The sequence below is a fragment of the Actinoplanes sp. NPDC021490 genome (assembly GCF_055562135.1).
In genome coordinates this window covers 592,953-617,847 of the sequence record NZ_JBVHFW010000004.1, presented here as the reverse complement: position 1 = coordinate 617,847, position 24,895 = coordinate 592,953, and the positions used below count along the sequence as shown (strand labels likewise).

General features: G+C 70.3%; 14 protein-coding genes. 3 read left to right on the top strand and 11 right to left on the bottom strand.

Annotation, left to right across the window (positions count from 1 at the left end; genetic code table 11):
• Nucleotides 1-63: 63 nt before the first annotated feature.
• Nucleotides 64-2,409, bottom strand: coding sequence for a GTP-binding protein (locus tag ACZ3I4_RS14625; RefSeq protein ID WP_465382390.1), 2,346 nt, complete (start codon nt 2,407-2,409; stop codon nt 64-66).
• A gap of 488 nt (nt 2,410-2,897) precedes the next feature.
• Nucleotides 2,898-4,412, bottom strand: a complete 1,515-nt coding sequence (locus ACZ3I4_RS14620; RefSeq protein ID WP_465382389.1) for an MDR family MFS transporter — start codon at nt 4,410-4,412, stop codon at nt 2,898-2,900.
• 122 nt (nt 4,413-4,534) lie between these two features.
• Between ACZ3I4_RS14620 and ACZ3I4_RS14615 the strand changes: the two genes are divergently transcribed.
• Nucleotides 4,535-6,520, top strand: a complete 1,986-nt coding sequence (locus ACZ3I4_RS14615) for a hybrid sensor histidine kinase/response regulator (protein ID WP_465382388.1) — start codon at nt 4,535-4,537, stop codon at nt 6,518-6,520.
• A gap of 224 nt (nt 6,521-6,744) precedes the next feature.
• Here the strand turns inward: ACZ3I4_RS14615 and ACZ3I4_RS14610 are convergent, their stop codons facing one another.
• The 4 genes from ACZ3I4_RS14610 to ACZ3I4_RS14595 form a co-directional block, all read right to left on the bottom strand.
• Nucleotides 6,745-8,250 (bottom strand): MFS transporter, encoded by a 1,506-nt coding sequence (locus ACZ3I4_RS14610; RefSeq protein ID WP_465382387.1) that lies wholly within the window; start codon nt 8,248-8,250, stop codon nt 6,745-6,747.
• Nucleotides 8,251-8,323: 73 nt separating this feature from the next.
• A complete protein-coding gene (locus tag ACZ3I4_RS14605; RefSeq protein WP_465382386.1) occupies nt 8,324-8,923 on the bottom strand; it encodes a TetR/AcrR family transcriptional regulator in 600 nt (199 codons plus the stop codon).
• A gap of 146 nt (nt 8,924-9,069) precedes the next feature.
• Complete coding sequence (locus ACZ3I4_RS14600) at nt 9,070-9,903, bottom strand: NAD(P)H-hydrate dehydratase (RefSeq protein WP_465382385.1); 834 nt, start codon at nt 9,901-9,903, stop codon at nt 9,070-9,072.
• The gene (locus ACZ3I4_RS14595; RefSeq protein WP_465382384.1) at nt 9,887-10,615 is read right to left on the bottom strand and encodes a histidine phosphatase family protein; all 729 of its coding nucleotides are present in this window, start codon (nt 10,613-10,615) and stop codon (nt 9,887-9,889) included. The genes ACZ3I4_RS14600 and ACZ3I4_RS14595 overlap by 17 nt, the downstream gene beginning before the upstream one ends.
• Before the next feature lie 119 nt (nt 10,616-10,734).
• On the opposite strand from ACZ3I4_RS14595, the gene ACZ3I4_RS14590 reads away from it, so the two are divergent.
• Together ACZ3I4_RS14590 and ACZ3I4_RS14585 are read left to right on the top strand one after the other, a co-directional pair.
• Nucleotides 10,735-11,622, top strand: a complete 888-nt coding sequence (locus tag ACZ3I4_RS14590; RefSeq protein WP_465382383.1) for a sulfite exporter TauE/SafE family protein — start codon at nt 10,735-10,737, stop codon at nt 11,620-11,622.
• Between the two features lie 72 nt (nt 11,623-11,694).
• Nucleotides 11,695-14,094, top strand: a complete 2,400-nt coding sequence (locus ACZ3I4_RS14585; protein ID WP_465382382.1) for a putative bifunctional diguanylate cyclase/phosphodiesterase — start codon at nt 11,695-11,697, stop codon at nt 14,092-14,094.
• On the opposite strand, the gene pulA is transcribed toward ACZ3I4_RS14585, so the two are convergent.
• The 5 genes from pulA to ACZ3I4_RS14560 are packed head-to-tail and all read right to left on the bottom strand — an operon-like array spanning nt 14,091 to nt 24,887.
• A complete protein-coding gene (gene pulA, locus ACZ3I4_RS14580; protein WP_465382381.1) occupies nt 14,091-19,433 on the bottom strand; it encodes a pullulanase-type alpha-1,6-glucosidase in 5,343 nt (1,780 codons plus the stop codon). The two genes, ACZ3I4_RS14585 and pulA, sit on opposite strands and share 4 nt — an antisense overlap.
• Before the next feature lie 11 nt (nt 19,434-19,444).
• A complete protein-coding gene (locus ACZ3I4_RS14575; RefSeq protein ID WP_465382380.1) occupies nt 19,445-21,214 on the bottom strand; it encodes a glycoside hydrolase family 13 protein in 1,770 nt (589 codons plus the stop codon).
• Nucleotides 21,211-22,053, bottom strand: a complete 843-nt coding sequence (locus tag ACZ3I4_RS14570) for a sugar ABC transporter permease (RefSeq protein WP_465382379.1) — start codon at nt 22,051-22,053, stop codon at nt 21,211-21,213. The genes ACZ3I4_RS14575 and ACZ3I4_RS14570 overlap by 4 nt, the downstream gene beginning before the upstream one ends.
• Nucleotides 22,050-23,636 (bottom strand): ABC transporter permease subunit, encoded by a 1,587-nt coding sequence (locus ACZ3I4_RS14565; RefSeq protein ID WP_465382378.1) that lies wholly within the window; start codon nt 23,634-23,636, stop codon nt 22,050-22,052. Before ACZ3I4_RS14565 ends, ACZ3I4_RS14570 begins: the two co-directional genes overlap by 4 nt.
• Nucleotides 23,637-24,887, bottom strand: a complete 1,251-nt coding sequence (locus ACZ3I4_RS14560) for a sugar ABC transporter substrate-binding protein (RefSeq protein WP_465382377.1) — start codon at nt 24,885-24,887, stop codon at nt 23,637-23,639.
• Nucleotides 24,888-24,895: the final 8 nt, after the last annotated feature.

The window sequence follows — 24,895 nt, the reverse complement described above, 5'->3', positions numbered from 1 at the left end:
TGCGAAAATGGTCCGGGCCGCCGCGCGCCCGTCCGGCCGTGGTGGACGGCCGGCCCCGACGCGTCAGAACCGCAGGCGACGTTCCACACGCAGCAGGTACTCCCTGCGGTCCAGCGGGTTGTCGTCCCAGCGGTCCCGCACCGGGTAGGGCGGCGGCACCGGTTGGTAGCTGTCGAACGCGCTTTCCAGCACACCCTCGCCGCGGGTCAGCCCCGGAACCGCCTGTTCCAGCTGACGCAGCCGGGCGGCCGGGACGCGGCCCTCGATCACGAAGAGCGGCCCGTCGATCAACGAGGACTCCATGTAACGACCGAACAACCCGAGCACACCGCTGAGCGTCTCGGCCGGCCCGTCCAGCCGAAAGCGGTGCACGGGCTCGCACACGACAGTGCCCGCCTCCGACAGCGCCGCCATCAGCACCAGAGGCAACAGCTTGCGAAAGTCCCCGGCGCCGGTCATCGGCGAGACAAACCCCGTCCGGGTCACGACCACTCGAAGGCCGGTCACCTGCCAGCCATAGAGCCCCTGCGAGACCGTACGGCGGAGGGTGTCCTCGAGGGCCTCGCGAAAGAACTCCTCGGTCTTGAAAAGGTGGATCGGCACCTGCTCGATCGGGACGTCGAGTTCCAAGCTCACCCCGTCGCCCGGCTCCACGAATAGCCCGAGAGTGGCCAGGTACGGGTTGCCGTCCTGCCCGAGAATTTCGAGCGCCCGTCCCGTGCCGGTGGGCCGCTCAACGTGGATCACGCTGCTCTCGCGAAACGCGACCTCGACCCCGTAGTCCTCACCCAACGTGGTTTCGAGCACTTCCTTCTGAACTTCGCCGTACAGCGAAACGGCCAGCTCACCCCGCCGCTCGTCCCGGCGCAGATCAATCAGCGGATCCTGCTCAGCAAGCTCGGTCAGAGCCGAATGCAGTTGCCGTCGCTGAAAGTCATGCACAGCAACAACAACGGTCTCCAAACTGGGCGGCGCAAACAACTCCCCCGAACCCGCGCCATCGCCCGCGCCGACCGAGTCCCCGATCCGCACACTCCGCAGACCGTGCACCTTGGCGATCTCCCCCGCGGACACGGACACCCTAGGCCGTCCGCTCTTGTCCAAACGCGCAGCCGTAGCCACCCGCCCACGACCGATCCGCGCGACCTCAGCCAATTGCGCGGCCGCATCATCCGAGCGCTCACCATCACCTGAACGCTCATCGCTCACTGGATGCGCGATTGCCACCGAACGCTCATCACCGCTCAACCGCTCATGACCGGCCAACTGCACGGGCGCGGCCAAACGCTCATCGTCACTCGAACGGTCGTCGCGGGTTGAATGCGCGAGCCTGACCGAACGCTCGTCACCGACTGAATGCGCGGACACGGCCGAACGCTCAAGACCAGCCGGACGCTCAGGGCTGTCTGAACGCGCGGCCGTGGTTGAAACGTCGGAAGTGGCCGCGCCCGGGGCACTGGATGGAATCGTGACGCCGGGGGGAACTGCGGGAACGGCTGAGCTTGCTACGGAGATTCTTTCGATCGCTGTTACTACGCCGGCCGGGAGGTGGTCTCGGATGTGCAGCGTGCCGTTGAACATTCGGACGTAGGCGACTCGCGATCCTGCCCGGTCTCGCTCGATCTTGAAGACTGTGCCGGCTAGTGGGCCGTTGGGGTCTCCGGTCGCGGGCGGCAGCAGGTCGGTCAGACCGTGCAACAACGCGTCGATGCCCGCGCCGGTTACGGCCGAACCGAAGAAGACCGGGTGGATGGCCGCGGATCGGGTGTGTGCACGTAAGACTTGGCGGAGGGCCGCGTACGGGATCGACCGCTCGTCATGCACCCAGTGGGCGAGCAGGGCCGGGTCGCCGGACAGGTCGACCAGGCGCGCGGCGAATGCGGGGTCGGCGGAACCGAGCTGGTGGGCCGAGGCGTCGGGCATGCCGAGGTTGTGCACGCTGCTGACGGGCACGATGTCGGGCGTCAGGCGGGTGGTGATCTCGGCGAGAACGCTGTCGTAGCGTGCGCCGGCTCGGTCGATCTTGTTGACGAAGATGAGCGTGGGCACGCGCAGGCGGCGGAGGGTGCGCAGGAGTACGCGGGTCTGGGCCTGGACGCCCTCAACGGCCGAGATGACGAGAACGGCGCCGTCGAGCACGCGGAGGGCCCGCTCCACTTCGGCGATGAAGTCGGGGTGGCCGGGCGTGTCGATCAGGTTGACGATGCGGTCGCCCAGCGGGAACGACGCGACGGCGGTCTTGATCGTGATGCCGCGGCGGCGTTCTAGGGAGAGCGAGTCGGTGCGGGTGGTGCCGGCGTCCACGCTGCCAACGGCGTCGATCACGCCTCCGGCGTACAGCAGACGCTCGGTCAGGCTGGTCTTACCGGCGTCGACATGGGCGACGATCCCGAGATTGAGAAAGGGCACGCGGAGTCAGATCCTTCGAGGAGACGGCTTCCAACAGACGGGGCGGGAAACCGTTTCGCATTTCTGCTCCTCCGATGAGCGGATCTGACTTTCCGGACGCTAGCGCGCCCCGACCATTCACGCCTCCCATTTACCGACCACGTCCCGCCCGATCAGCCAGCAGAAGTGCGCAAGCGCAAGGAGACACCGGCGCGGCCCGGGAGCGGGTCGCAAGAAGCGCCGACGCGGCACGGGGCTCGCGCGGAAGACGCCGACGCGGCAGGGCCGAGCACGCGAAAGCGGCTCGCGCGGGGAGAGGCCGACGACGCACGAGATCCGAGCACATGGAACAGGACTCGGCCGGAAGAAGCCACCACGGCACGACAGTGGGGCCCCGGAACAGGACTCGGCAGGAAGGGCCGGGGCGGCACGAGAGCCGAGCGTGCGGAAAGAGCGAGCGGCCGCGAGCGGCGGAGGCGGCCGGGCTCGGGGAACGGCTGGGTCTGGTGTCAGCGGGTGGAAGACGACGCGGGATCGTCGGGCGACGGCGAAGCATCGCGGACTGCGGGGGCCGAGTTGTCCGGGGCGCCGTCGGGGGTGGCGTCGGCATTTGCCTCGGTGGTTACGGCGTCGGCTGACTTGGGGATCAGGGCGGCCAGGACCAGCATGGCGATGGCTACCAGGACCATGCCTATGAAGATGCGGTGGACTGCGATCGTCAGCTTGGCCGGGTCTACCTCGTTGCTGCCGATGATGGCGTTGGCGATGGCTCCGAAGACGGCTGCGCCCAAGGCGCTGCCAAGGGAGCGCAGGAAGATGTTGTTGGCGGTGACCACGCCTCGTTCGGACCAGCCGACGCTGGACTGGGCCGCGATCAGGGTGGGGGCGGCGGTCAAGCCCATGCCGAAGCCGATGAACAGGCAGAACGCGCCCACGGTGAGGACGGACGACTGCGCGTCCAGCAAGAGCAGGAGGGCTGTGCCGATCAGTACCAAGGTGGTGCCGATCAGGGCGCACACGCGGAAACCGACACGCAGGTAGACCTTGCCGGCCTGGCTGGCCGAGATGGGCCAGCCCAGGGTGAGTGCGGCCAGGGCGAAACCGGCCACCAGCGGGCCGTGGCCGAGCACGTCCTGCACGAAGACCGGCACGTAGGCGCTGAGCGCGAGCAGGATGGCGCCGACGCCGATGGCCAGCTGGCCGGAAGTGACGAGCAGACGGCGGCGGAACACCCACAGCGGGAGGACGGGGGCGGGCGCGGAGCGCTCGACGAAGCCGAACACCACCAGCAACGCCAGGCCGCCGCCGAGCACGAGCAGGCTGGTCAACGAGATCCAGGACCAGGCCTGGCCGCCCTCGAGCACGCCCAGGATGACCAGCGTCAGGCCGGCGGTGAGCAGCGCGGCGCCCTTGTAGTCGATGACCGGGCGGCCGCGTTCCATCCGTTCGTGGAAGCGCCGCCAGATCATGGTGCCGGCCAGCAGGCAGAGCGGGATGTTGACGAAGAAGATCCAGCGCCAGTCGACCCACTCGCTGAACACGCCGCCCAGCGTCGGGCCGATCACCGAGGAGATGCCCCACACGCTGGCCACGTACCCCTGGACCTTGGACCTTTCCCGTACGGAGTAAAGGTCGCCGACGATCGTGATGGTGGTCGGCATGATCGCGCCGGCGCCGAGGCCCTGTACCACGCGGAAGATGATCAGGGTGAGCATGCTCCAGGCCGCGCCGCACAGGATCGAACCGAGCAGGAACAGCCCGATGCCCCAGAGGATCACCGGCTTGCGCCCGAACAGGTCGTTGAGCTTGCCGTAGATCGGGACCGACACGGCCTGGGCCAGCAGGTAGATCGAGAACAGCCACGGGAACTCGGTGAAGCCGCCGATGTCCTTGACGATCGAGGGCACCGCGGTCGCGATGATGGTCGAGTCGATCGCGATCAGGGCGGTGGACAGCATGACCGCGGCGAGGACGGGTCCGCGCTCGGACCTCAGTCCGACATTGTTCTCCGGCACCCTGTTCACCTACCCCTCCTACCCGGGCCCCGCACGACCAGGACCGGCAAAGAGTCTGATGTCACCTCGATGCGGCGAATGATCGGCCAATTTCACTCGGACCGGGAGCGAGCGGTTTTAGCCTGGCCAACGTGGCGTGTGTGGTGGTGGCCGAGGACAACCTTGATCATCAGCGGGTGATCGCGGAGGTGGTGCGGCGGCTGGGACACGAGGTGATCGTGACCGGTGACGGGCAGGCGGCGCTCAAGGCCATCGCCGAGCACCGGCCCTCGCTCGTGGTCGCCGACGTCGACATGCCGCACCTGAACGGGCTCGACCTGTGCCGGGCGATCCGGCACGACCCGGAGATCGCCGGGACGCCGGTCCTGCTGGTCACGGCGTACCTCCTTCCGGGTGACCCCCGGCTGACCGAGACGGGCGCGCTGGCGGTGCTCGGCAAGCCGTTCGGCGTTCCCGAACTCACTAAGGCCCTGCGCGCGCACCTGCCGGCCGAGCCGCCGCCCGCCCCGGCGGCGCCGATCCGCACTCCGTCCCCGGAGAATCCGGCGTTCTTCGACGCGTTGATGGAGTCCCTGGATGTCGGGGTGATCGCGTGTGACGCGGCGGGCCAGGTGGTGCTGGCGAACCGGCCGATGCTCGAGTTCGTCGGCCCAGCCGTCGGGAGCGTCCCCATCGGCGACGCCACTCGCAAGTTCGCCCTGCAGCGCCCGGACGGCACTGCCCTGCGTACGCACGAACTGGCTCTTTCCCGGGCCCTGGCCGGCGAGAACGTGCAGCAGGCCGAGTTGCTGGCCCACGACGAACTGGGCCGCCCACGCTGGTTCGCCGTGAACGCCCGACCGGTGCGCGACGAGTCGGGCGCGGTGACCGGGGCCGTGGCCGCGATGCACGACGTGACCGGCCAGCACCGCAACCGGCAGTATCAGCACTGCGAGAACGAGGTGCTCAAGGTCATCGCCGACCATCCGCACGCCTCGGACGCCACGGACCGGATCCTGGAAGCGATCGGGACGACGCTGAGCTGGCCTTATCTACGGTTGTGGCTGGTCGACGAGGTGACCGATCTGCTGCGCCCGGCCGGTGTCTACACGGCCCCGCACGAGCGCCCGCTGCCGGTGGCGGTGAGCATGGCCCGGGGCACCGGTCTGGCCGGTTCGTGCTGGCAGCGCGCCGATGTCATCTGGGTGCCGGACCTGCACGCCGCCGACTCGCCCGTGCTCTCCAGCATCTCCGCGGGCACCGATTTCCGGGCGGCCGGCGCGGTCCCGGTTCGCAGCGGCGAGCGCATCGTCGGGGTGCTGACCTTTTTCTCGTACGAGAGGCAGGAGCCCGACTCCGCACTCGGCGTGCTGCTGACCGGGCTGGCCGGGCTGATCGGCGCGTTCCTCGAGCAGCGTCGCTCGGAGGTGCTGGCCCTGCATCTGGCCGCGGCCACCGACGAGTACATCGCGCTCGTCGGGCATGAGCTGCGCACACCGTTGACGTCCATCGGGGCGTACGTGGACCTGATCGCCGAAAGCCCCGACGACCTGGCCCTGGGCGAGGTGCGCGACCTGCTCGACGTGGTGCAGCGCAACAATGCCCGGCTGCGTGATCTGGTCGAGAAGCTGCTCGACCTGGCCGCGCTGGAGTCGGGGCACGTCCAGCTCACGATCCGGCCGGTCGACCTGACCGACGTGGTGGCCGGCGCGGTCGACGCCGTCTCGCGCGCCGCGGCCGAGCGCGGTGTCACCGTCGACGCCCGCATGCCCGACGAGCTGACCGTCCCCGGCGACGCCGTCCGGCTGCGCCAGATGGCCGACGCGCTGGTCGAGAACGCGGTCAAGTTCAGCCGCCCCGACTCCAAGGTCACCGTGACGCTGGCCGACGACCAGGGCGAGGCGGCCGTGCTGACCGTGACCGACAACGGGCCGGGCGTGGCCCCCGCCGAGCAGCCACGACTGTTCCGCCGCCTCTATCGGGCCGGCAACGCCCGCCACACCGGCATTCCGGGGGCGGGCCTCGGCCTGGCGCTGTGCCGGGTGGTCGTGGAACGCCACCACGGTTCGATCACCCTGGCGTCCCACGAGTCCACCGGCACAACCGTCACGGTCCGCCTGCCCAGCATCGATCTGTAGGTACGGCTTCACCGCTCGGCCAGGGCGGCAACCCTGGCCGAGCGGCGAGACTGAGCGGTCAACCCAAGCGGTCAACCCGAGCGGTCAACCCGAGCGGTCAACCCAAGCGGTCAACCCGAGCAGTCAACCCGAGCAGTCAACCGAGCGGTCAACCCGAGCGGCCAACCCGAGCAGTCAACCGAGCGGTCAACCCGAGCGTTGAACCCGAGCGGCCAACCCGAGCGCTAGACCCCGACCGGGACGCCTTCGGTCGCGGCGACCTCGTCGCGGCGGGCGCGCACCAGGATGAAGGCCACCAGGGCGGCCACGCCGATCAGGGCGGCGCTGACCCAGAAGGCGACCGTGTAGCTGTGGACCGTCGCCACCGCCTGGAGGGCGGGGACCTGGTCCGGGCTGGTGATTTCGCCGCGGTGGTCGGCGAGGTACCCGGCCAGCGACGAGGTGAAGATGGTGTTGAGCAGCGCGGTGCCCAGCGAGCCGCCGATCTGCTGGGTGGTGTTGATCAGGGCGCTGGCCACCCCGGCGTCGTGGCCGGCCACGCCGACCAGGGCGGTGTTGGACATGGGCCCGAAGGTGACGCCCATGCCGAAGCTGAGCACCAGCTCGGCCGGGAAGACGTGGGTCCAGAAGCCGGTGTCCACGCCGATCTGGGTCAGCATGACCATGCCGATCGCGGCCAGCGCCAGGCCGCCGGTCATCAGCACGCGCGGGCCGAAGCGGGTCTGCAGCTGGGCCGAGAACCCGGCGCCGGCGATGATGCCGAACGTGAACGGCAGGAACGCGACACCGGTCATCAGGGCCGAGTAGCCCAGCGTGAGCTGCAGATAGAACGTCAGGAACAGGAACATGCCGAACAGACCCGAGCCGATCAACAGCGCCGAGACGTACGCGCCCCCGCGGTTGCGGTCGAGGATGACGCGCATCGGCAGCAGCGGGTGGGCGCTGCGCATCTCGATGACGACGAACGACACCAGCAGCAGGACCGCCGCGACCAGCCAGGCGATGGTGACCGGCGAGCTCCACCCGTCCTCGCTGGCCTTCGTGAAGCCGTAGACCAGGGCGACGAGACCACCGGTCGAGGTGATCGCGCCGGGCAGGTCGTAGCGGGTGTTGCCCTCGGCCTTGCTTTCGCCGACGAACCGGACGGCGGCCAGCGCGGCCACGATCGCGATCGGGGTGCTGACCAGCAGGGTCCAGCGCCAGGAGGCGTACTCGGTGAGCAGACCGCCCAGCAGCAGGCCGACCGCGCCGCCGCCACCGGCGATGGCGCCGTAGACGCCGAAGGCCCGGGCCCGTTCGCGGGCCTCGGTGAAGGTGACCGTGAGCAGCGACAACGCCGCCGGGGCCATGAGCGCGCCGAACGCGCCCTGCAGCGCGCGGGCCGCGAACAGCGTCTCGGCGTTGGTGGCCAGGCCGCCCAGCGCCGACGCGCCGGCGAAGCCGAGCAGGCCGATGATGAACGCCCGCTTGCGGCCGGTGAAGTCGGCGATGCGACCGCCGAGCAGCAGCAGGCCACCGAAGGCCAGGGTGTACGCCGTGATCATCCACTGCCGGTCGGCGTCGCTGATGTTCAGGTCGGCCTGGGCGGTCGGCAGGGCGATGTTGACGATCGTGGCGTCGAGCACGATGAGCAGCTGGGAGACCGCGATGACGGCCAGAGCGAGCCACCGGTTTCGTGGTTTAGGCGAAATATCCGGCGGATTGGCGGCGTCAGAAGTCGAGATGGACATGGAGGTCCCCCCTTGAAAGGGCATGCGGAGATCCACCCTCGTCAGCGACGGGGCGTTGGTGAGTGGTGCGGGGTCAGCGTTTGAGCAGGGGCAGGATGATGTCGTCGACGAGGTGGTCGAGGAACGGCGGGTCGATGGGCTCGCCGAGGGCGAAGCCGCGCATGAAGACCATCGCCGGCACGATCTCGTCGATCAGGCGGGCGTCGTAGCCCGGGCATAGTTCGCCGCGGGCCTCGGCCCGGGCGCAGATGGCTTCCGCGAACGGGATCTTCGATTCCCGCATCTGGCGCAGCTGTGCCGCCAGCTCGGGGTCGGTGTGCAAGGCCATGAACAGCCCGGCCAGGAGAGGCCCCTCCTCGCTGCTGATCATCGTGGCGATGTCGCAGAACCACGCCAGCAGGTCGCCGCGGAGCGACCCGGTGTCGGGCAGCGGCGCGTCGGCCGCCTTGCACGCCCGGACGGCGTCGGTGACCAGCTCGGCCTTGGTCGGCCAGTGCCGGTACAGCGTCGCCTTGCTCGCCTGGGCCCGGGCGGCCACCGCGTCCACCCGAAGACCCTGATAGCCCGTCTCGCCGAGCAACTCGTATGCGGCGCGCAGGATCGCCTGCTCACGCTCGCTGTCGAGACGCCGGGACCGCCCGGCCGACGAGGCGGTTCGCGCCTGCTCAGCCATGACTTCCCCCGATCCGGCATGCCTTGCGAAACGAAACTGTTTCGTACACTACGCCTCCCGCTCCCCACCGGCGATCTCCACAACCAATTGTGACGCAGAACGCGGCGCCACCCCCGGCCAGAGGACGGCGCCGCGGACGCAGCGGGTCAGATCGTGGCGATCGTGCCGGCCACCTCGTCGACGAGTTCGCGGGCCAGGAAGCCGGTGCGGCCGTGCCGCAGCATCAGCCGTTGGCCGCTGACCGCGTGCGCGTACGCGCCCCAGCACGCGGCCTGCGCCGGTTCGGCGCCCCGACCGAGCAGGCCGGCCACGATGCCCGCCCGGGTGTCGCCGCTGCCCGAGGTGCCCAGCCCGGCGTCGCCGCTCTGCTCGGCCCAGCGGCGGCCGTCGGGGGTGACGATGTGGCCGTACAGCGAGACCACTGCCTGATAGCGCTCGGCCAGCTCGGCCGCCGCCTTGGCCGGGTCGTCGCCGGGTTCACGCCCGAGCAGATGCCCGGCCTCGGTGAAGTTCGGCGTCAGCACGGCGCGGCGCTGGCGCAGCAGGCTTGCATCCTTGCTGAGCGCGCCCAGGGCGTACGCGTCGAGCACCACCGCCGTGCCGGAGCCGGCCGCGCCGAGCACCGTACGCATCAGCTCGGTGGTCTTGTCGATGTCGTCCAGTCCCGGCCCGAGCGCGATCACGTCGGCCGCCCCGGCCAGCGTGGTCAGCTCGTCGACGTCGGACAGGCCGATCACCTTGGCCTCGGGCACCGCGATGCTCATGGCCACCGCCGTCTCCTCGGCCACCGCCAGCTGCAAGCGCCCGGCGCCGGCCCGCAGCGCCGCCTCGCCGGCCAGCAACACCGCTCCCGGGTTGAACTTGGACCCACCGACCACCAGGACCGTGCCGCGTGATTCCTTGCCGCCGCTCGGGTCGGGCAGCGGCCAGTCCCGCAGCACGGCCGGGGTGATGACGATCTCGTCAGTTCGGTTCGGCATCGACGTCCTCCTGCTTGGTGTGCGGCGTGCCCTCGCGGTGCAGGTGCTCGACCGAGTTGAACAGTTCCGGGCGCAGCTTGCCGTCCTGCCGGCGCCAGCTGCTGATCGAGCAGTTCGCGACGGCGGTCTCGTGCGCGATCTCCATCAGTTCGGCCTCGCTCAAGCCCTCGGCGAGATAGCGGACGAGCAGCACGATCGCCTCGTGGCCGAACAGCACGACCCGGCCGTCCGGGTGGTCCTCGCGCAACTCGCGCAGCAGCGCGCGCAGGCGCAGCAGGACGTCGGCCCAGGACTCGCCGCCCGGTGGCCGGTAGTAGAACTTGCCGAGCCGGGCCCGCCGGCGGGCCTCGCCGGGTAGCCGCTGCTGCACCCCGCGGGCGGTCAGCAGGTCGAGGACGCCCAGCTCCCGGTCGCGCAGGCGTTCGTCGACGACGACCCGGACGCCGGTGCCGGCCAGCGCCAGCTCGGCGGTCTGGCGGGTGCGCAGATAGGGCGAGACGATCGCGATCCCGGGCCGCTCGTCGTCCGGCTGTTTGGCCAGGAACGCGCCGACCGCCTCGGCCTGCTCCCGGCCGAGGTCGGACAGCGGCACGTCGGCGTCGCGCTCGGGGATGTCTATCTCCTCGGCGCCGCCGGTCTCGGCGTCCTGCGCGGTGACGTTTCCGGTGCTCTGGCCATGCCGGACCACGGCGAGCCACTGCAGCTGTTCCATGCCGGGCTGATACCCCGGGACGGGCGGGCTCACCCACTAGCGTTACCACCGGATGGGAATCTCGATAAAGTCCACTGATTTAGTGGACAAGGTGGGGGATGGTCTTCCAGACTCGTCCGGTGGATTGGACCCTCGCGCTGGCCGGGCTCGGCGTCGGCATCGTCGTCGGGCTGACCGGCATGGGCGGCGGCGCCCTGATGACCCCCATCCTGGTGCTCGTCTTCGGTGTGCCGCCGGTGGCCGCGGTCTCGAGCGACCTGGCCGCGAGCGCGGTGATGAAGCCGTTCGGCGGCTGGGTGCACGCCCGGCGCGGCACGGTGAACTGGTCGCTGGTCGGGTGGCTGTGTGCGGGCAGCGTGCCCAGCGCCTTCCTCGGGGTGCTGTTGCTGCGCCTGCTGGGCGACGACGAGTCGGTGCAGCACGCCATCCGGGTGGCCCTGGGCGTCGCGTTGCTGCTGGCCGCCGGTGGGCTGCTGCTCAAGGCGTGGGCGAGCCGGCGGAACGGCGAGGGCGACGGCCGGATCACGGTCCGGCCGCTGGCGACGGCCGCGCTCGGCGCGGTGGGCGGGCTGATCGTCGGGCTGACCTCGGTCGGGTCGGGCTCGCTGATCATCGTGGCGCTGCTGGCCATGTATCCGGCGCTGCGGGCCAACAACCTGGTCGGCACCGACCTCGTGCAGGCCGTCCCCCTGGTCACCGCGGCCGCGCTGGGGCACGCCTTCTTCGGCGACCTGCATCTCGACCTGGCCGCCGCCGTGCTGATCGGCTCGATCCCCGGCGTGCTGATCGGCTCGCGCGTCTCGTCGCGGGCCCCGGCCGGTCTGGTGCGGGCCGCCCTGGTGATCGTCCTGCTGGCCAGCGCGCTCAAGCTGTTCGACCTGTCCACCGCGATCGTCGGCGTCGCCTCGGGCACGGCCGTGCTGATCGCCGTCGCGCTCGGCCTGTACGCCCGTAAGACCCGGACACCGGCCGCCGAACCGGAACGGGACCCCGTCGCGGCCCCCTGACGCTCACCTCGCGGGCCCCCGTGCCGAACAGCAGAAGGGAGACCTTCGCCGGGCGGAACGGGACAAGTCGGCATGAACGTACGGCAGAAGCTGCTCGGCGGCTTCCTCACGGTGGCCGCCATGGTCGCCGCGACCGGGGCTGTCGTGTTGCACGCCGACGCCGAGACCACCCGTCTGGCCGCGATCACCGAGGCCGAGCAGGTGGCCCGGGGCATCGCCAAGGACGTGGCGTTCGGGCTGGCCGCGGACACCCTGGGCGAGGAGCCGCCCGCCCTGATCGACCACCCGGTCGCGCTCACCGCCTATCTCGAGCGCCTGCACGAACTGCAGAACCGGGACGTCGTGGTGGTCGACACCGGGAAGCGGATCCTGGCCGACGCCGTGCCCGAGAACGTCGGCACCACCTTCGACCACGACACCGGCAACGAGATCGGCCGCACCATCGCCGACGGCCGGTCGCGGGTCTTCGTCGAGACCAGCGACGACTACCCCGACGGCATCCAGCAGGTCGTTGTCCCCCTGCTGGGCAAGAACGACGTCACCCTCGGCGCGGTCGTTCTCGAGTACACCCCGCTCTACGAGCAGATGGAGGCGGTCACCGGGCACGCCGAGACGATCATCCTGTACGCCGGGATCATCTGCATCCTGCTCGTGCTGGCGCTCGGCCTGGCCACCGCCGAGTCGATCGTCCGGCGGATCGGGCGGCTGACCCGCGCCGTGGAGAGCATCCGGGACGGCGACTACACGCAGCGGGTGCGGCTCGGCCGGCGCGACGAGATCTCCCGGCTCGGTGACGCGTTCAACGACATGGCCGTACGCCTGGACCGGTCGGCCCGCGAGATCCTGGCCAAGGAGTACACCGACCGCATCCTGGCCAACGCGGGCGAGGGCATCTGCGGCGTCGACGCCCAGGGCCGGATCACGTTCGCCAACGAGGCGGCGGGCCGCATCACCGGCCTGGGCGTCGAGGGGCTGCTCAACAAGGAGGCGGCCACGCTGCTGCCGGACGTCGAGCGGGCCGAGGTCACCGTCGACCGGCCGGACGGCACGTCGGTGCGGGTGGCCTACACGATCAGCCCGATCGAGAAGGACGGGCGGCGGATCGGCGGGGTGGTCGTGCTGCGCGACGTCACCCGGCAGCGCGCCCTCGAGTTCGACCTGCGCCACCAGGCCCTGCACGACGGGCTGACCGGCCTGCCCAACCGCAAGCTGTTCCTCGACCGGGTCGACCACGCGATGGTCCGGGCCCGGGCCGGTCGCGCCGGCGTCGCCGTGCTCTACCTCGACCTGGACGGCTTCAAGAAGGTCAACGACAGCCTGGGGCACAACGCCGGCGACGCCCTGCTGCGCACGGCGGCCGAGCGGCTGACCGCCGCGTTGCGACCGCAGGACACGGTGGCCCGGCTCGGCGGCGACGAGTTCGCCGTGCTGCTGGAGACCGAGCCGGGCGACGCCGGGGCCGATCCCGAGCGATGGGCCCAGGCCTGCGTCGACGCCCTGGACAAGCCGTTCCTGATCCAGCACCGCGAGGCGACGATCAGCGTCAGCGTCGGGGTGGTGCCCGCGGCCGAGCGCTACACCGACGCCGACGAGGTGCTGCGTAACGCGGACGTCGCCATGTACGCGGCCAAGGCCAAGGGCAAGGCCTGCTACGAGGTCTTCGAGACGCGCATGCACGAGCAACTGCTCGACCGGCTGGACCAGGAGGCCCGGCTGCGCGAGGCGGTGCACCGCGGCGAGCTGCGCCTGCACCTGCAGCCGGTGGTGGACGTGACGACCCGGGAGGTCCGCGGGGCCGAGGCGCTGGTGCGCTGGGAGGACCCGGAACAGGGGCTGCAGCAGCCGGGCGCGTTCATCCCGCTGGCCGAGGAGACCGGGCTGATCACCGAGATCGACCGGTGGATGCTGAACGAGGCGTGCCGGACGATGCGCGACTGGCAGGAGACCTCGCCCAGAACCGCACCGCAGTGGATCAGCGTCAACCTGTCGGCCGCGAACCTCGAGGTGCCGGACCTGACCGACCGGGTGGCGTACGCCCTGGCCTCCACCGGCGTCGCCCCGGGCTGCCTGGTGCTGGAGCTGACCGAGACGGTGCTGATGCGCGACCTCGCGGTCACCGCCGGGCGGCTCGAGGAGCTGCGCGAGCTGGGCGTGCGCATCGCCATCGACGACTTCGGCACGGGCTACTCGTCGCTGGGCTACCTGCGTGACATCCCGGTCGACGTGCTCAAGGTGGACCGGTCGTTCATCACCGGGCTGGCCGGTCACCGGCGGCAGCAGGAGCTGGTCAGCGCGGTGCTGCAGCTCGGTCACACGCTCGGGCTCAAGGTTGTGGTCGAGGGCGTGGAGACCGAGGAGGAACTCGACCTGCTGATCACGCTGGGCGGCCGGTTCGCGCAGGGCTACCACCTGGGCCGGCCGGAGCCGGTCGCGAGCCTGCGGGCGAGGCTCGCGACCGTTCCCGTCACCTAACTCTCAACGAACACGGCGACCGTACGGGCCGGGACCGTGAAAGTGCCGGTCGCCTTGGCGAACGCGGCCGTGCGGACCAGCGGATCGGCGGAGTTCCGCTGGACCGGGTGGAGAGCGACCGTCCGGCCGGCGAGCGGCGCGACGGTCTGGGTGGTGGCCGCCGAGGTGCCGTTGAAGACCACCGTCACCGACTTCCAGGTCCGGTCGATTCCCCGTCCGTCCAGGGTCATCGTGACAACCCCCGGGGTCTCGGCCGTTCCGGAGAGCGGGAACGACAGCCTCTTCTGCACCTCGGCGGCGGTCGGCAGGCCGAAGACCGGCGACGAGCCGCGGATCTTCAGCAGTTCCTGGTAGCGGGCATCGGTGAGCGCCACGTCGGCGCACGACGGGACCAGAGCCGGATCGGCCAGCAGCGGCTTCGCGAAAACCCACTTGTCGGAGTTGTCAGCCGCCGGAGGCAGCCCCCGGCCGAATCCGTTGCCGGACGCGCAGTCCCAGACGATCTGGTTGAACCAGTCCCCCGAGTTGTACGAGTTGCGGTCGAGCGATTTGGACCGCAACCGTTCGCTACCGGCGGTCACGAACCCGGCCCCCTGCCCGAGCGCGGTCGTCGCCAGCGCCACCGACTGGGCCCGGGCCCGCTCGGCGGCCGAGGTCGACCGGGCCAGCTTGAACGCCATCGCGTCGTACAGGATCTCGTTGTCGTGCGCGTCGACGTAGGTGATGGCCTCCCCCGGCGCCGCCGTGTAGCCGGCCGGTGAGCCGTTGTAGTCGACCTGGGAACCCGTGACGACCTGACCCGCGGACGACACGAACCGGTACGACTTCAGGTTGCCGCTCAGCCCCACCTTGATCAGGTCCTGGTAGTGCAGCAGCCGCGCCTTCTGCTCGGCCGCCGTGCCGTTGACCGCGTCGCCGTTGGGCGCGCTGAGCAGCCCCGTGGCGAAGCCCTGCACCCTCGGGTTCTCGTCGAACGGCCCGCCACCGCGTACGGCGTCGCGCAGCCGGTCGTTGAAGGTCGCGACGCCCGTGCCGGCCATGTTGGCCTGCGTGGCCTGCTCGAAGCGCGCGTTCCCGGCCACCTCGCCGAAGTCCCAGCCCTCGCCGTACAGGTTGATGCTCTTGCCGTCGACGCCGTCCTTGCGCACCGACAACCGATCGAGAGCCGCCCGTACGGCCAGGATGTTCGCCTTCGGGTGGTGGCCCATCAGGTCGAAGCGGAAACCGTCCACCTTGTACGCCCTGGCCCACGTGACGATCGAGTCGACGACGAGCTTGCCCATCATCGCGTTCTCGGGCGCGGTGTTGGCGCAGCAGGTGGAGTTGGCGACCGTTCCGTCGGCCAGCAGCCGCTGGTAGTAGCCGGGCACGATCTGGTCGAGCACCGACTTTCCATCGGTGCCGGCGGCCGGCGTGTGGTTGTAGACGACGTCCATCACCACGCGCAGCCCGGCCCTGTTCACCCCGGCCACCATCTGCCGGAACTCCCGGGTCCGCTGGTCGGGATCGACGGCGTACCCGCCCTCGGGCACCGTGTAGTGCAGCGGGTCGTAGCCCCAGTTGTAGCCGTCGGTGGCGGCCACCGCGGCCACACACTTCTGCTGCTCCTCCGAGTCCGGCGGCAGCGAGGGCAGATCGCACGCCGGCGTCTTCTGGTCGGCGCGCTTCTCGGGAATGGTCGCGAAGTCGAACACCGGCAGCAGGTGCAGGTGGGTGACCCCGGCGCCGGCCAGCGCGGTCAGGTGCTTCATACCGTCGGTCTCCGGGTCGGTGAAGGCCGCGTACGTGCCGCGCCGCCCGGCCGGGACGGTCTTGTCGGCCATCGAGAAGTCCCGTACCGACAGCTCGGAGATCTGGATCTTTGCCGAGGGCACCGCGGCCGGCTTGCGCAGACCCGTCCAGCCCGGGGGCGCGAGCGCCGGGTCGGCCAGGTCGACGATCCGGCTCAGCTTCGAGTCGGTCGACAGGCCCAGCGCGTACGGGTCGGTGACCGCGGCCGTGACGACCTTGTTCGCGGCGGGCTGCCACGCGGTCACCCGGTACGAGTAGTACTTGCCCTTCCAGCTCGCCGGGCCGCGGACCGACCAGATCCCCGTACGGTCGTCGCGGTTCATCTTCACGATGGACGGGCCGGACTCCGCCGTGTCGAACAGCTGCAGGTCGACGTTCTGAGCGGTGGGCGCCCACACCGACAGCGTGGTCCCGACCGGCCCCAGCTTGGTGTCGGCCGCCGCGGTCGCGTAGACGTCATCGAGCACGCCGGCGGTCTGCACCCCGGTGGCGGCCAGCAGCGTGCCGGTCGCGTCCCGTTCGGTCAGCACCACCTGCCCGCGCAGCACGTCCTTGACGTTCACCCCTCTGGGCAGCTGGAACGCGTCGTACTGCCACAGGTGCGGGAACCGGGTGCGCTGCGCCTCGGTCAGGCCACCGGGCCGGGCCGTGAGCCGCACCGAGGCGAAGTCGCCGGAAACCGAGTTGTCGATCCCGCCCGGCGCGTACACCAGGTCGTAGGTCTTGCCGTCGGTCGAACCGCCGGGCCGCCACGCGATCGTGCCGCGGTCGAGCCAGACGGCCGACGACTTGGTCACGTCGGCGACACCGCCCGAGCCGGTCTTCGCGACGACCGGCGCCAGCCTCGGCGAGACCCCGCCCAGCAGCCAGATCTCGCGCCCGCCCTCGGCGAACGTGAGTTGCTGGTCGTCGGGCAGATCCTTCTCGTCGCCCTTGTGGATGATGTATTTGAGCGCGGTCGCCCCGGCCGCCAGCGGCACTTCCCAGTACGGGCCGAACGAGTCGGTTCCGGTCGGTGTCAGCGGCGCCGCCCAGTCGGTCGGCTCGGCCGCGCCGTCCCAGACGTGCAGGCCCCAGCCGGTGGCGTCGGCCGTGCGGTAGTGGATGACCGCCGTGCCCGGATCCTGCTCGACCGGCGGCGGCGTGGTCGTGATCCCGGCCTCGCCCTGCTTCAGCCAGATCTCGCCGTTCCGCGACGGGTCGAAGAACCGGTCCGTGTCGACGTCCTTCACGCCGTCCTTGCCGACCACGATGAAGCCCACGTTCCGGGCGTCCGGGGCGAGTTTCACGTACGCGAACCGGCCGTACTCGTCCTCCCCCACGAACGGCTGCCCGGCCGGATACGTGGTCGTCATCGACGGGTCGACGTCGCCGAACACGTAGAGGCCGTAGTCGTCGTAGCCCCCGGCCGGCCGCTGGTAGTGCACGACGGCGTAGTCGGGACTGGTCGCGGTGACCGGAGTGCCCACCTTGATGCTCGTGACCGTCGACGCGAGCCGGCCCCCGCTGTCGCGGACGACGGCCTTGTAGCGCACGGTCGTGCCGCCGGCCAGCCCGGTCAGGTCGTGATAGGCCGAGCTCGTGCCCGAGCCGACGAGCTGCCACGGGCCGTCGCCGACCTGCGCCGCGAAGGTGACCGTGGACAGCGGGTCGCCGGTGGTCTCGACGGCCAGTTTCGTGGGGGTGGGCACGAGCGCGCCGGCCGGCGAGGTGAACTTCACCGTCGGAGCGGCCGACGGCCCGGCGATCGGCTTGCCGGCCCGCAGCGCGACGGCCGACAGCGGCGGCACCGTGATGGTCACCTGGCCCGCGGCGGTGGCCGGCGAGAGCGCCGAGGTGCCGTAGATCCCGCGGAACGTCGTCGAGGGCGACCACGTGTCGAGGGTGACGGTCTGCGCGGTGGTCGCGCTGTTGGCCGCCACCACGTACTCGACCCGCTCGGCCGGGTCGATCCGGGACGCCGCGAACACGCCCGGCCCCGCGGCCGCGTGCCGGGTGACCTGCACCCCGCCGCGCAGCGCCGAGTTGGCCTTGCGCAGCGCGCCCAGCGACGCGATCGTGCGATAGAGCGGGTGCCCGGTGTTGTAGTTGTCGACCGCGTGCGTGCGGTCGGTGCCGATCAGGTCGTCGTCGAGGTAGTCGGCCGTCTTCGAGGCGAACATGTCCTGCCGCGCGTCCTTGTCGCCGCCCGGCCCGGTGAAGCCCTGCTCGTCGCCGGAGTAGACGACCGGTTGCCCGCGGGTCAGGAACATCAGCTCGTGCGCGAGCTGATCACGGCGCAGAGCGTCGTCACCCTTGAGGGACGACCCGATCCGGCCCATGTCGTGGTTGCCGAGGAACGTCGGCAGCCGGCCCGCATTCGTGTCCCGGGCGGTGTAGAGATCGTCCTTGGCGTACACGTCGGCCAGCGCCCGGGCCGAACCGTCACCGGCCACGAAGCCCTTGGCCGCCTCCTGGAACGAGAAGTCCAGCGTGGCGGGCAGCCCGCCCCGGCGTACGTAGGTGGATTCGATCTCCTGGTCGGCGCTGTAGACCTCGCCGAACATGAAGAAGTCCTTCTTGCCGGCCCGGGCCGCGGCCTTCTCGATGCCCGCGCTGAACTGCGGCCAGAAGTCGAGATCCACGTGCTTGACGGTGTCGAGCCGGTAGCCGTCGATGCCGGTGGCGGCGATCCAGTACGCGTAGATGTCGGTCAGCCCCCGGACAACCTCGGGCCGCTCGGTCCACAGGTCGTCGAGCCCGTAGAAGTCGCCGTACTCGCTGTTCTCGCCGGCGAAGGTCGAGTTGCCGCGGTTGTGGTACATCGTGGGGTCGTTGAGCCAGGCCGGTTTCTTGACCGTCTTGTCGGCGGCCGAGGGAAAGACCGGCGTGTACGGGAAGGAGGCCGTCGACACCTTCGGAAAGTCGCCCTTCCGGTCGTCGAACGGGCGGCCCTGCGCATCCTCGTACGGGCTGGTCGCCTTGTCGATGTAGTCGTACTTGTCCTCGGCATAGCGGATCACGTCGGCCGTGTGATTGGCGATGATGTCCAGGAACACCTTCAGGCCGCGCTGGTGGGCCAGCCGGACCAGCTTCTTGAGCTCGTCGTTGGTGCCGAAGTGCGGGTCGACCTGGGTGAAGTCGGTGATCCAGTAGCCGTGGTAGCCGGCCGACACGTCGTCCCCGGTGCCCTGCACCGGCCGGTTCTTGAAGACCGGCGCGAGCCAGATCGCCGTGGTGCCGAGCCCCTGGATGTAGTCGAGCTTGTCGATCACGCCGGCCAGGTCGCCGCCGTGATAGAAGCCCTTGTCGGCCGGGTCGAGACCGGTGGCGAGCCGGTCGCCGGTCCGGCCGCCCTTGTCGTTGGCCTTGTTGCCGTTGGCGAAACGGTCGGGCAGCACGAAGTAGTACTGCTCGTTGGCGGCCGGCCGGTCGGCGCCCCACTGGGCGATGACGGCGTCGGTGGGGGCGGCCGGAACGGCCGGAGCGGCCTGCGCCGGCACGGAAACGAGAAACGGCAGCGTCAGGGCTACCGCGGCAGCCAGGAGCCGCCGGCTTCGAGAGACCACTATGTCCCCTTCTATTCCACAGCCCAGACCTGCACGGCCGGGCCCGAGACATCGATGACGGTGGAACCATCGGATTCAATGTGCAGCGACGGCGCACCGCCGTAAAGGTTTTCCAGGTTTGTGTCGGGAGGCAGACCGGTCACCCGGCACGACCCCGACCCGGCCCGGCGGGCCAGCACGAGCAGACTCTGGGCGACGCTCTCCCGCAGGAAGATCAGGACGTCGCCGTCGGCGTGCGTCCAGCGCAGACCGCCGCGGGTCAAGGCGGGCGACGATCTCCGCAACGCGATCAGCTCGCGATAGCGGCGCAGGGTCTGCGTGTCCCACTCGTCCGGGCGGTCCCACGGCATCGGCGCCCGGGCTGACTCGTTGCCCCCGCCGGTCAGCCCGATCTCGTCGCCGGCGAACACCATCGGCGTGCCGGGCAACGTGAACAACAGGCCCGCGGCGACGTGCTGCCGGTCGGCGTCGCCCACGACCGTACGGATGCGGGCCGTGTCGTGCGAGCCGAGCAGCTGCCACGACGCCTCCCACGACCGCCACGACATCTCGGCCGCGAACGCCGACATGGTGGCCACCAGCGAACCGGCATCCCGTACGGGCAGCTCCTCGGGGTTGCCCAGAAAACCGTCGAAGGGCACGGCCGCCGCGCGCAACCAGCTCCACACCGGACGGGTGAACCCGGCGTAGTTCATCGTGCCGTGCCAGCCGTCGCGGTCGAGGTCACCGGTAGCGTCGTGCCCGTGCTCGGCGATCAGCAGACCGTCGGGCCGGGCCTCGAGCACCGCCTCCCGCAGCAGCGCGGCGACCTCGTGGTTCCAGTCGTCGGCGCCGAGACGCGCGGTCATGTTGGCGACGTCGATGCGCCAGCCCGAGAGCCCGTACGGCTCGGAAAGCCACTGCCGCACGATGCCGCGGAACTCACGGCGCAGCTCGGAGCCGGCCCAGTTCAGCTTGGGCAGGCTGGGCACACCGAGCCACGAGACGCCGGGGTGATAGAACTCCGGCCGCGACGCGAACCACGGGTGCGCGTCGCCGGTGTGGTTGGTGGTGAGGTCGCCGATCAGCCGGACACTGCGGTCGCGGGCCGCCGACGACAGTCGTTCCAGGGCGCGGTCGCCGCCGAGCAGCGGGTCGACCCGGTCGAAACCGGCGGCGTCGTAGCGGTGGTTGGAGCGGGCCGGAAAGAACGGGGTCAGATAAACAGTGTCGGCGCCGAGCGCGGTCACGTGATCGAGGCGCCGCGCGACACCGTCCAGGTCACCGCCGTACAGCACGCGGACGGCGTCGGGGCCGGGCACGACCGGCTCGTCCCAGGACGATGCCCGCAGCGCCCAGTCCGGGGTCTCGCGCAGATCGGCCGCGGGCGAACGGGCGTACCGGTCGGGAAAGATCTGATAGATGACGGCGTCGCGCACCCACGACGGGGCGGGCGGCTGAGCGACCAGGCGGAAGTCGGTGCTGTCGGGCACGTCGTGAGCGGTCAGCCCGTACGCGGTCAGCCATCGGACGCCGCTCGTCGTGCCCAGCAGAAAGCGGTAGCGGGTGACCGGGTTGTGCGCCTCGAGCGCGGCCCGCCACCAGGTGTCCCCGTTGGCGGTGCGGCGGTCGACGACAGCCGAGGTGAACACCGGCTCGCCGTCGCGGACCCAGCGCATGTGCACTCGCGACACCCCGGTCCCGCGCGGCACCCGGACGAACACGGTGACCGTGTCGCCGAGCGCCGGCGCGGGATCGGTGACATACAGCTCGCTGCCGTCGTGGTGCGGCCGGGTGCTCATCCCTTGACCGCCCCGGCCGTGAGCCCGTCGGTGATGTACCGCTGGAGCAGCTGGAACACCAGGACCGTGGGGATCGCGGTGAGCAGCGTGCCCGCACAGAAGATGCCGAAGTTGGCGTTACGCTCCCCCGCCACCAGGCCGAACAGCCCGACCGGCAGGGTCTTGGCCCCGGCGTCGGTCAGGAACACGTTAGCGATGAGGAACTCGTTGATCGTGCCGATGAACGCGAGCAGCGCGGTGACGGCCAGGATCGGGGCGACCAGCGGCAACAGGATGCGGAAGAACACCTGCGGATGGCTGGCCCCGTCCATCGTGGCCGACTCGTCCAGCTCGCGCGGGACGGTGTCGAAGAAGCCCTTCATCAGCCACGTGTTCACGCCCAGCGCGCCGCCCAGATAGAGCAGGATCAGACCCCACCACGTGTTGAACCCGATCGCCGGCCAGTAATCGGTGACCGTCGAGAAGATCAGGAAGATCGCGACGATCGCCAGGAACTGCGGGAACATCTGGATCAGCAGGACCGACAGCAGGCCCACCCGGCGGCCGCGGAACCGGCGGCGGCTGAACGCGTACGCGGCCAGCGCCGAAATGAACACCGAGGCGGCCGACGAGACCGCGGCGATGACGATCGAGTTGAGAAACCAGTGGCCGAACCCGGTCTCGGAGAACAGCCGGCTGAAGTTGCCGAGGGACGCGCCGGTCGGCACCAGCTCGCTCGACGACAGCGTGCCGAGCGGGTTGATCGCCGCCGACAGCACGAAGACGATCGGCGCCATCGCGAAGACGAGCATCAGCACGCCGACCAGGTGCCGCCAGCCCACCTGCCTGACCCAGCTCATGAATAGACCTCCTCGAGACGGCGGGTGCGCCGGAAGCTGATCGCGGACACGACGGCGACGATCAGGAAGATGAAGATCGAGATGGCGGCCGCGTAGCCGTACTGGGCGCCACCCCCGCCGAACGCGATCCGGTAGGTGTAGGTGATCAGCAGGTCGGTGGCGCCGTTGGCCGGGTTGTCGGCCGGGAACGGCGCGCCCTCGGTGGTCAGGTAGACCGCGTTGAAGTTGTTGAAGTTGAACGCGAACGACGAGATCAGCAGCGGGGTCAGCGCGACCATCAGAAGCGGCAGGGTGATCCGCCGGAAGCCGCCCCACGCGCTCGCGCCGTCGATGCGGGACGCCTCGGACAGCTCGCGCGGGATCGCCTGCAGGGCCCCGGTGGCGACCAGGAACATGTACGGGTAGCCGAGCCACAGCTGCACGAGGATCACCGCCAGCCGGGCCGAGGCGCTGCCCCCGAACCAGTCGACGTCGAGCCCGAGCAGGTTGTTGATCAGCCCGAAGTCGGTGTTGAACATGTCGCGCCAGACCAGCAGCATGGCGAACGAGGGCATCGCGTACGGGAGCACGAGGAGCATGCGATACGCCGTACGGCCGCGGACCCGGGGCGAATGCAAGGCGATCGCCAGCAGCAACCCGAGCACGAAGGTGCCGCCGGTCGAGCCGATGGCAAAGGCGAAGTTCCAGGTCAGCGTACGGAGGAAGGGTCCGGAAATGGACGAGTCGGTGAGCACGCGGGTGAAGTTGCTCAGCCCGACGCCGACCTTCCAGCCCTGCGCGAGCCGTTCGCCGTTGCCGTCCACGAACGCGCCCGCACTCTCGTCCGCGGTCCAGGTCTGCCCGGTCGTGGTGTCCCGGATGCAGTCGCAGCCTTCGTCATAGGCGCGACCGGCCCTTCCCTCGTACGCCCGGGACAGCCCCGACGACCGGATGGCGCCGCCCGCCGTAGGCACGGCCAAGGCAGTGATCTCGGTCGAGCGCAGGCTGGCCTGCCCGGCGTTGAGCACCGTGTAGCCGCCGGCCGCCGTGACCCGGCCCGAACCGTTGACGGTCGCGTCCGCTATTGCGTCGAGCCCGTCCGCGTCGCCCGCCGAGACCTGCCGGGTGACCGGATCGGTGATCAGGAAGACCAGCGGGCCGGTGGCCGGATCGCCGGTCGTCGCGACCGTGAGGGCGTACTGCCGGGAACCCGGCACCTGGGTGACCGACGCGGTCTGGATGGCCACGACGGCCTCCTGCTTGCTGCCGCGGTGGCCGTCGCCGAAATTGGTGAAGGCCGTGCTCGCCGTGTAAAGCACCGGGAACACCTGGAACAGGATCAGCAGGACCGTGCCCGGCGCCAGATATTTGAGCGGGATGTGCCGCGGGGTCAGATAGAGGTAGAGCAGACCGGCCGTCGTCGCGATCAGGATCGCCAGCCCGGTCCACGCCTCGTTGTCGATCAGCGGGAAGGCGGCCCAGATCGCGATCGCGGTGGTCAGTCCCAGCAGCGGGATCTTGACCAGCGGGCCCCTCCCGCCGGGCGGTTCCTCCTGGGCCGGGCGGGCCTGAACGACAGGCCCGCCGAGCTTCGTCGCCGTCATCTACTTGATCGCGGCCGAGATGGTCTTGCCCGCGGCCGTGATCGTCCGGGCCGGGTCGGCCCCGCCGACCACCGAGGCCTCGGCCTTGCCGAACGGGTCCCAGATCGCCGCCATCTCGGGAATGGCCGGCAGCGGCTGACCGTTGCGGCCCGCCTCGATGAACTTCGCCAGGTCGGCGTCCTTGCCCTTGACCTGGTCGAACGCGGCGGTCAGGGCCGGCGGGCGAGGCTCGGCCTCATAGAGCGCGACGGCCAATTCGGGCGTGGTGACGTAGTTGGTGACGAACTCCTGCGCGAGCGCCTTGTTCTTGCCCTTCGACGCGACGTAGAACGTCTGCACCCCCAGGAACGGCCGGGCCGGCTGCCCGCCGTCGAAGCCCGGGACGGCGCTGATGTCGTACGGGAGCTTGGCCTTCTTGACGTCGGTGACCGCCCACGGGCCACTCACCAGAAACGCGCACTTCTTGCTCGTGAACGTGGCGATCGAGTTCTCCGGGGTGATCGAACGCTTGAGCGCCCCCGACCCCTTCTCACCGAGCGTGGCGATCTTCTTGAACGCCTCGACCGACTCCCGCTTGCCCACGCCCAGGTCCTTCGGGTCGTAGTCGCCGTTGGCGCCGGTGCCGAACAGGTAGCCGCCGGCGCTCGAATACAGCGGGTACAGGTGGTAGGCGTCGCCGTTCTGTCCAACCTGGAGGCAGAGCGTCTCCGAGACCTTCTTCGCGGTTTTGAGCTCGCCCGCCTTCTTGACCAGCGCCTCGATGGTTCTGGGGGCGTCCGGGGCCAGGTCGGTGTTGCGGATCAGGGCCAGATTCTCCATCGCGTACGGGACCCCGTACGTCTGCCCGTTGAAGGTGACGGCCTTGAGCGCGTTGGGGTTGAGGCCACTGGTCTGCTCGGCGGCCAACTGCACCGGGTCGATCGCGCCGTTCTGCACCAGGTTGCCGATCCAGTCGTGCGCGCCGACCATCACGTCCGGGCCGCTGCCCTGCTGGGACGCGGTGACAAAGGTGGTCTGCTGGTCCTTCGAGATCGCCTGAACCTTGACGGTGACCCCGTTCTCAGCGCCGAACTTCTCAGCAAAAGGCTTCAGGGCAGCCGACCTCTTGTCGTCGGCCCAGATGACGAGCTCGCCGCTCTTGTTCGCGGCGGACTCCTTGCCGGCCGGGCTGCTCTGGTCGTCGCTGCCGCAGCCGGCCAGGGCGAGGGCACAGGTCAGGGCGGCGGCTACACCCGCGGAACGGATGCGCATGTAGGTCT

Excerpts from the sequence above, each read along its gene's own strand:
- ACZ3I4_RS14610 (WP_465382387.1), bottom strand. The coding sequence starts at position 8,250 with ATGTCCATCTCGACTTCTGACGCCGCCAATCCGCCGGATATTTCGCCT.
- ACZ3I4_RS14605 (WP_465382386.1), bottom strand. The coding sequence starts at position 8,923 with ATGGCTGAGCAGGCGCGAACCGCCTCGTCGGCCGGGCGGTCCCGGCGT.
- ACZ3I4_RS14600 (WP_465382385.1), bottom strand. The coding sequence starts at position 9,903 with ATGCCGAACCGAACTGACGAGATCGTCATCACCCCGGCCGTGCTGCGG.
- ACZ3I4_RS14595 (WP_465382384.1), bottom strand. The coding sequence starts at position 10,615 with ATGGAACAGCTGCAGTGGCTCGCCGTGGTCCGGCATGGCCAGAGCACC.
- ACZ3I4_RS14585 (WP_465382382.1), top strand. The coding sequence starts at position 11,695 with ATGAACGTACGGCAGAAGCTGCTCGGCGGCTTCCTCACGGTGGCCGCC.
- ACZ3I4_RS14575 (WP_465382380.1), bottom strand. The coding sequence starts at position 21,214 with ATGAGCACCCGGCCGCACCACGACGGCAGCGAGCTGTATGTCACCGAT.
- ACZ3I4_RS14570 (WP_465382379.1), bottom strand. The coding sequence starts at position 22,053 with ATGAGCTGGGTCAGGCAGGTGGGCTGGCGGCACCTGGTCGGCGTGCTG.
- ACZ3I4_RS14565 (WP_465382378.1), bottom strand. The coding sequence starts at position 23,636 with ATGACGGCGACGAAGCTCGGCGGGCCTGTCGTTCAGGCCCGCCCGGCC.
- ACZ3I4_RS14560 (WP_465382377.1), bottom strand. The coding sequence starts at position 24,887 with ATGCGCATCCGTTCCGCGGGTGTAGCCGCCGCCCTGACCTGTGCCCTC.